The organism is Pseudomonas sp. KCJK9058, from assembly GCF_046230975.1.
GTDB lineage: Bacteria > Pseudomonadota > Gammaproteobacteria > Pseudomonadales > Pseudomonadaceae > Aquipseudomonas > Aquipseudomonas alloputida.
The window spans coordinates 1-7,771 of record NZ_JBJJLR010000088.1 but is presented as its reverse complement, the minus strand read 5'-3'; the positions used below and the strand labels follow the sequence as shown (position 1 = coordinate 7,771).

The 7,771-nt window shown below is 61.8% G+C and carries 7 protein-coding genes; 3 read left to right on the top strand and 4 right to left on the bottom strand.

The window, feature by feature from the left end; translation table 11 throughout:
• The 3 genes from ACK59Z_RS25490 to ACK59Z_RS25480 all read right to left on the bottom strand — a co-directional run.
• A partial coding sequence (locus ACK59Z_RS25490) for a diguanylate cyclase domain-containing protein (protein ID WP_409293956.1) occupies window positions 1-1,564 on the bottom strand: 1,564 nt, incomplete at its 3' end.
• Between the two features lie 224 nt (window positions 1,565-1,788).
• The gene (locus ACK59Z_RS25485; protein ID WP_103470263.1) at window positions 1,789-2,262 is read right to left on the bottom strand and encodes a type II toxin-antitoxin system HigA family antitoxin; all 474 of its coding nucleotides are present in this window, start codon (window positions 2,260-2,262) and stop codon (window positions 1,789-1,791) included.
• A gap of 41 nt (window positions 2,263-2,303) precedes the next feature.
• On the bottom strand, window positions 2,304-2,780 hold the full coding sequence (locus tag ACK59Z_RS25480) for a type II toxin-antitoxin system HigB family toxin (RefSeq protein ID WP_230849509.1): 477 nt from the start codon (window positions 2,778-2,780) through the stop codon (window positions 2,304-2,306).
• Window positions 2,781-2,838: 58 nt separating this feature from the next.
• Between ACK59Z_RS25480 and ACK59Z_RS25475 the strand changes: the two genes are divergently transcribed.
• Complete coding sequence (locus tag ACK59Z_RS25475) at window positions 2,839-3,045, top strand: DUF3079 domain-containing protein (protein WP_003255778.1); 207 nt, start codon at window positions 2,839-2,841, stop codon at window positions 3,043-3,045.
• A gap of 167 nt (window positions 3,046-3,212) precedes the next feature.
• Here ACK59Z_RS25475 and ACK59Z_RS25470 read toward each other — a convergent pair whose 3' ends face one another.
• The gene (locus ACK59Z_RS25470) at window positions 3,213-5,510 is read right to left on the bottom strand and encodes a TonB-dependent siderophore receptor (protein ID WP_409293953.1); all 2,298 of its coding nucleotides are present in this window, start codon (window positions 5,508-5,510) and stop codon (window positions 3,213-3,215) included.
• A 140-nt stretch (window positions 5,511-5,650) separates the two neighbouring features.
• On the opposite strand from ACK59Z_RS25470, the gene ACK59Z_RS25465 reads away from it, so the two are divergent.
• Window positions 5,651-6,370, top strand: coding sequence for a response regulator (locus ACK59Z_RS25465; protein WP_060545248.1), 720 nt, complete (start codon window positions 5,651-5,653; stop codon window positions 6,368-6,370).
• Between the two features lies 1 nt (window position 6,371).
• Window positions 6,372-7,739: an ATP-binding protein gene (locus ACK59Z_RS25460; RefSeq protein ID WP_409293951.1), complete on the top strand. Its 1,368-nt coding sequence runs from the start codon at window positions 6,372-6,374 to the stop codon at window positions 7,737-7,739.
• Window positions 7,740-7,771: the final 32 nt, after the last annotated feature.

Below are 7,771 nucleotides of genomic sequence, written 5' to 3'. Positions count from 1 at the left end.
ACTGATCCGCCGCTTTAAGCGCGGCCTGCAGCGAAGTCGCAGCGGGATCAACACTCGTAATACCAAAACTCGCACCCGCGTAATCGAACCGGCAGTCGTCAAACTCGTAGCTACCAATCAGCAGCGGCACCAGCCGTCTGCGCATCGCTGCGGCAGTTTTGGCCATTTCGTCCGGATGGATCGAAGCGGTCAAGCCGATCACAACGAACTCGTCACCACCCCAGCGCCCAAGTTCATCCGTTGCCCGCAACCCGCCCTGCAAGCGCCGGCTGCTTTCGATCAGGAACTTGTCCCCCACCTCGTGCCCGTACGTGTCGTTGATCGCCTTGAATTCGTCGAGGTCGATAAATGCCACCAGCACCCCCTGCCCCGTTCGCTTCGCCAACGCGAAATGCCGATGCAAGGCAGCCAGGATCGCACGCCGGTTCTTCAACCCGGTCAGCGCGTCATAGTTGGCTGCATAGCGTTCTTCCTGGCGGCGCAATAGCATCTGCCCGGCCACACGGCTGGAGAGCAAGATCAAGATCAACCCGAGCGCTGCCACAGAGGCTCCGGTCCAGTAGTACTGCTGACGCATCGGCTGCAGGTGATCAAGCTTTGCCAGCGTCAGCAGCTGATATTGCGCGTCGTTCAGGGGCTGGCGATGCACCAGATAAGGGTGCCCGCCAATCAGCCATTGATCGGCCTGAGCCGCGGCTGCCACTGCGCGGATATCCATGGGCTCGCCCGGCTCTTCGTCGCCATCCAGAGGCCTGCGAATATCGGGCGGGAGCAGTGACGCCACGTTACGCAGCATGAAGGGTTCGCTGGACGCGGTGGTCACGCGCCCCTGACGGTTCACAATCAAGGCAATGTGACGCCCTGTCAGGTAAAGGGCGATGTCCGGGGCATCGAACTTGACCGTGACAGAGCCGAGTGGCTTGCCATCAGCATCGTCGATGCGGCTAGCAACGAAATAGGAGGGGGTTTTGTTCAGGCGGGCAATGCCGAACATTTCACCACTGCCGGTGCGCAATGCGTCGAGGAGGTAGGCCCTGCCCGTATAGATCTGGCCAACGATGCTGAATGACTCCGCCCAGTTGCTGGCCGTCACCGTATCGTCTGAGAGGTTGTTCATGTAGATACGGGCATAGTGAAGATCACTGGCCAATCTATCCATGAAATCACCCACGCTTCGCACCAGCGGGTCACGGGTGAATTTCGAAGCGCGCTCCTCACGCGTGAGTGCCGCGAAGCCAGGCGGATCATGGCGATATCGGGCAGCGAGTTGGATCACTTCGCTTTGACGGGCCACCATGTTGGCCACGCTGGCCATTTCGGTGAACAGGCGGTCTACGATTCGCCCCGTAATCTGGGCTTCGTATTCGGCGCCTGCCGCCAGGTTGTCGAGTTCTTCTGCCGTAAGGCGCTGTGTTATCCAGCCGCCAAGGCTTGCCACAAGTGCCAACCAGACGACCACAACGCCCATCGTCACCCGGCGCACGATGGAAGGGATGTCCCTGCGTTGCCGCCGTTGCGGCGGATCGTAACTCACGCCGCGCTTGCCGGTTGAATGGTGCTCCAAAGCAACTCCTTTTGCGATAAAGCAAAGTGCATCATCGACCCTGCGATACCCCACCACCGCGGGGCTCGCAAGATTGTAAAACACTCACCTCAGTGTATTGACAGAACGTCTACACCAATACAGCCACCATGGCTATGGCTGGTCCGGCAACCCTGCACAAATTGAGAGGTTTTTCATGCCTGGTCGCTTCATATGGAGCATTCGGTCAAGCAAAGGCTTTGATTTCAAACCACCCCATGCATGAAGAACTCAACCGGTACGCCGAAAAACTCAGCAAAGCCCTTTATCTGCGCAACCGTCATCTTCCGCTTGTTGTTCAGAATCTCGGATACCGCGCTCTGGGTCGCTATCGCCGACAGGTCCTTCTGCTTCACGCCCCTGTCCGACAGCAGAAAGGCCAACGCTTCGGCCTGGCTCGCGAACGGCACCAATACAGACTCACTCTCATACTCGTAGACGCGGTCCGCTACCATCTCGGCAAAGCGTGCCGCAGCGTGGCCTTCGCTGTCCGCATGGGAGTAGAGTTCGTCGATCAATGCCATGCGTGCCTCAAGCTCGGCATCGTCCTTGATGGGGTCATGGCAGGCGGCTAGAAGCTGGGCCATGGTTGCCATCTGAGTGTTCAGGCCATCGAGCATGGGTGAAATATTAGCGATGAAGGCATCTAGTCCATTGGCTTCGATTTTATCCCGCTTCATGTTGTCACCTGTCGAATTGAAATATCGCGCGGCCCAGGTTGCTACCTGATATCGCTTCTGCACCATTTGTCGTACTCGGCGTGCGACAGAATGGCCTTGATGTAGAGAGTGCCCGTTCGCGCATTGAGCCACGCGATCAGGCGGCATTCGTTTTTCTTGATATCGAACACGTAGATATCAAGCGGCCCTTTGCGGCTGGCGGGCCTAAGTTTTGAGTGGGGGATGCGATCAACATTCCAGCCAGACACAGTGACCCACGTCTGCCTCAACTGTTCAAAAGATTCAAACCGCAGCGTCGCCCTGTCGAAGGTCGTCAGCCACAGGCTTAGGGGCGCTTTCCACTGGCCGTGGGCTTCAATCGCCTTGGTTACCGCCGCTTTCGTTATGACCCGCATTGTGTTGTCCCGGCGCACCAACATAGGGTGGAAAATATCTCTGATCCAGATATCTGTCAACCAGATATCTGGATGCGCGATGTACGGTGACCTGGCGATCGCCAATGGATTGATGCCCGTCAAACGACGGGCTGGGCGAGGAGTTTACGTTCAGAACAGGCAGCCCTGAGGGAGGTTGAGCATGGCCAAGAGATTCCCCACAAACCCTCGCCACCCCGAGCGTATCTGCTGGGGTTGCGACCTGTACTGCCCTGCCAAGGCGCTAGCCTGTGGCAATGGCGCAGACCGGACCATGCATCCGGTGGAGCTGTTTGGCGAGGATTGGGATAGCTTCGAGGGCCAGCTGGAGAAGCCGGTTGATCCAGGGCAAGCGGTAAAGCCCAGGTAAGAAAGGGCCGCTTGGCGGCCCAGCGCAGGCCTTGAACCCAGCGCTGGCTCTATGGGACCGGGCTTGCCCGCGAAGCTGGCGATGCGCGTGCAGGCACCGGCTTCGCCGGTGTTCGCGGGTGAACCCGCTCCTACAGGTACAGCGCCAGGCCTTGTGGAAGGGCTTGATCAGAACGCGGTGCTTACCGTCAACGACAGGTTACGCGGGTCGCCGTAGATGGCCCCGGCATAGAACCCGTACTGGCTGTAGTAGTGCTTGTCGAACAGGTTGTTGGCGTTGAGGCTGACGCTGGTGTCGTCGGTGAGCTGGTACTTGGCCATGGCATTCCAGATGGCATAACCGGACCAGTTCACGTCAGTGGCACCATTGCTCACACCGTTCGTGGGCTGGCCAGCCGGGCTGGAGATGGCGCGGATGTTGGTCTGCGCAGTCACGCCGGCGCCCAGGGTCAGGCGGTCGAGCGGGCCGCTCAGGCGGTAGGTGGTGGAGGCCTTGAACAGGTGCGACGGGTCGCTGCGGCCGTCGCTGTCGACGCGGCGGAAGTGCAGGTAGGTGTAACCGGCGTAGACGTTCCAGTTGGGGCTCAGGGCGCCTGCGACTTCCAGGTCGATACCGTCGGTTTCCTGCCCGGAGCCGGCCTTGTAGGCGCTGCCGCCGGTAGGGGTGGTCAGGTCGCCGTCCAACACGGCCTTGTTTTCCTGCTTGGTGCGGAAGTAGGCCGCCGAGGCGTTCAGGCGGCCATCGAACCACTCACCCTTGATACCGGTCTCGTAGCTTTGCCCACGAATGGGCTCGACCTTGCTGCCGCTGCTGGTTTCAGAGGTTTGCGGGGTGAAGATGTCGGTGTAGCTGGCGTATACCGAGTAGTTGTCATTGAGGTCATACACCGCGCCCAGGTAAGGGGTGACGATGCCGTTTTCTTCCTGGCTGCTGCGCTCGCCGGCCACGCTGCGGGTGACCGAGGAATAGTTGCTGGTGCGCACGCCCACGATTACCGATAGCGGGTCGGTGATGCTCAGGCGGGTGGCGGCGTACATGCCCTGCAGGCGAGTGGTGGTCTTGCTGTGAAGGCCGGTGCGCGAGGCGATGAGGTCGTAGTCGTCATCCACGCCATTGTGCCAGTCGGTGACCGGGAAGCCGTTGTTGGCGCGGAACTGGCAACCCAGTGCAGGCGCGCTGGTCATGCCGTCGCCGACCATGGTGCAGGTGTACTGAGGCGACCAGCCGACGGTGCGGCTGTCGTTGTAGCCGACCATGGCCTGGTGGGTGCGGCCGAACAGCTGGAACGGGCCGGACAGGTCGATCTGCGCCGACTGCTGGGTGGTGTCGCTGGAGCTGTGCAAACCGTTCAGCACGGCGCCGCTGCCGTCCTGGTCCCAATAGCCACCGTAGCTGCCGCGCCCAGCTGAGTTCACCTTGGCAAGGCCGCGATGGTTCAGGGCTTCGGTGGTGGCTTGGGCGGCTTTCAGGTCCAGGGTCCAGTCGTTGTCGAAGCGGTGCTCGAGCGAACCGAACGCAGTGCGGGTGGTGTACTCGCCAAAGCTCCAGCTGGGCACCACGTTGGTGCTGCGCGGCAAGTCGGTCTTGCTGCCGTCGCGGTACCAGATCGGGATGTTCGCGCCCCAGCCGCCACCCACGACCTTGTTGTATTCATACTGGTAACCGGCGCCCAAGGTAGTGGCGTCGTCCAGGTCGAACTCGAAATTGGCCAACGCGGCGCGGGAACGTTCGGACTGGTTGTCGCGGAAGGAGTTGGCATCCTGCTGGGTCATCACGAAGCGCGAACGCAGGCGGCCATCTTCGGACAGCGGCAGGTTCAAGTCCGCCCCCAGACGACGCTTGTCCCAGCTGCCGTAAGTGGCATAGGCACTGCCGCCGAAGGTTTTGGTCGGTGCCTTGCGGATCAGGTTGACGGTGGCCGAGGGGTCGCCGGTGCCGCCCAGCAGGCCGTTGGCGCCGCGTACGATGTCGATGCGTTCGTACAGATCCATGTTCAGCGCATTGCCGCTGCCACTGAAATCGGAGCCGCCCTGGGTCTGCAGGCCATCGACCTTCCAGTTGCTGATCGAGTATCCACGCGCGCGGTAGTCGGTGCGCCCACCCACCTCGGACTTGTTGGCCGTTACGCCTGGGGCGGTTTCCAACGCCTGCTCGATGGTGTGGATGTCGCGGTCATCCATCTGCTGGCGGGTGATGGTGGTAACCGATTGCGGTGTCTGCCGTGGTGTCAGTGCCAGGCCAGTGGAGCTGCGGGTGCTCTCGACCGTGTAGCCCAACTGGCCGGCATCGTCGGCAGGCAGTACTGCGCTGTCTTCGATCTGTGTGGCGTCGAGTTCAAGGGGTTTGCCGTCGGCAGCCACTGCACCACCGCTGATGGCGACGGCAACGCAGAAGGCCAGCGGCTTGAGGCAATTGCCGCTTTGACTGAAGGGGGTGAACACTGGCGTGATGCTTTGGGGATTCATTTGGGAAGGCTTCGTATTTGCAGATGATTTTTTGTTAGGATTCTAGGGATCAGCCCTCCGGGCTCCAGACCCGACATGTACGGGGATGTAATTGAACGTAACGAGCGCCAAGGGCACTCACCTAACAGGTGTTTTTCTGCATGAGCACGACCCTGCTGGTTGTCGATGATGACGACGAGATCCGCGAACTTCTTTGTGATTACCTGACCGATGCCGGCTACAACGTGCTGGCGGCAGCCGACGGTCAACAGATGCGCGACCAGCTGGCCCGGCACAAAGTGGAGCTGGTGGTGCTCGACCTGATGCTGCCGGGTGAGGACGGCCTTAGCCTGTGCAGGCAGTTGCAGGCCACACCAGGGTTGGCAGTGATCATGCTGTCCGCCAAGGGCAGCACACTGGACCGCATCATCGGCCTGGAAGTAGGCGCCGACGACTATCTGGCCAAGCCCTTCGAACCACGCGAACTGATCGCCCGGATCAAAGCCGTACTGCGTCGTCCGCAACGCCTGGGCACCTCTGCCGAAGAACCCGTGGTGGACGCCCAGCTGTTCGCAGGCTTTCGCCTGGAACACGTCAAGCGCCTGCTCACACGCCCGGATGGCGAGACCCTGACCCTGCCGCGCTCCGACTACCGCGTGCTGCGCGAACTGCTGGAAGCCAACAACCGTGTGGTCTCCCGTGACCAACTGACCCGCAGCGCGTTCGGCCGCGACCACCTGCCCGACGACCGTTCCGTGGACATGTGTGTCAGCCGCCTGCGCCAGCAGCTGCGCCGGGCGCCGGCGGGGACCGCGCAAATCCTGACCATCCGCAACGAAGGCTACCTGCTGAGTCTCGCCCCCCTCGCGGCCGGCGCCTGACATGCGCTGGTTTCACCGGCTATGGCCTCGCACCTTGTTTGGTCAGCTGCTGCTGATCATGGTCAGTGGCACGCTGGTGATCCAGTTGATGTCGAGCAGCATCTGGTTCGATGTGCGTTTCGCTCAGGCGCTAGAGGTGCCCGTGCGACTGGTTGCTGCACGCAGCGCACCCCTGATTACCCAGGCCGACTGCCACGGCGGTACGCTGCAGGCGCAAGCCCACTACCAGCTTCACTGCGTCGAAAGCCCGCCTGCGCAAGAGCATGACGAGCGCCGCGGGCACAGGCGGGTCGAGCTGTTGTTGCAGCAGGCCCTGAAGTACGAGCTGGGGCATGCCCAGGACGTGCGCCTGATGAACGTGCAACTCACCGACGAACTGGGCCAGCCGATCGTCTGGCGCAGCCTGTTCGGCCTGCGCACGGCCCAGGCGCATATCCAGTTCGCGGTGCCGCTGGCCGATGGCCACTGGCTGACCGTTGCGGGCCAGGAACTGCAGGGCTGGAGCGGCGAGTCGGCCTGGGTGCTGATCAGCGATTACCTGCTGCGGGTGTATGCGCTGCGCATCGTCGCGGTGCTGCTGGTATGCCTGGTTGCCGTGCGCCTGTGCCTGCGCCCGTTGCGGCGCCTGGCCGATGCCGCACGCGGCCTGGGCAGCAACCTCGAGCAGCCACCCCTGGCACTGGATGGCCCGGAGGAAGTGCGCCAGGCGGCGCAGGCATTCAACGCGATGCAGCAGCGGCTGATTGCCATGGTCAATGACAAGGCCTACTTCCTGGCCGCCGTGTCTCATGACCTGCGCACCCCACTGACCCGCATGCGCCTGCGTCTGGAGCGATTACCCGATGACGAACACCGCCAGCGCCTGCGGCAGAACATCAAGCAGATGGACGATATGATCGGTCAGGTTCTGGATTACCTGCGTGCCGGAGAGCAGCAGAATTTGCAGCAGGTGGACCTGGACCGATTGGTTGCGCGCCAGTGTGCGGACCTGGCCACTGCCGCAGAACCACTTCCGGTCCACGGCAAGGCGGGCAGCTTGCGGGTAGATGCCTTGCTGTTGCAGCGCTGCCTGCAAAACTTGTTGGTCAACGCGTTGCGCTACGCCAAGAACATTTCGGTCACGTTGGAACGTGCCACCACAGGTGTATTGATCCATATCGACGACTGCGGGCCAGGGATTGCCCCGGGCCTGCTGGCGACCATTACCGACCCCTTCGTGCGCGGTGACGGGTCGCGTAACCAGGCGTCCGGCGGATATGGGTTGGGGTTGAGCATTGCCCAGCGGATCGCCACCAGCCATGGGGGTGAGCTGATGCTGTCGAACCGTGAGAGCGGTGGGTTGCGGGTCAGCATACTGCTGCCAGGCTAACGCGATCTTCTGTGGAAGCGGCCTTGTGTCTC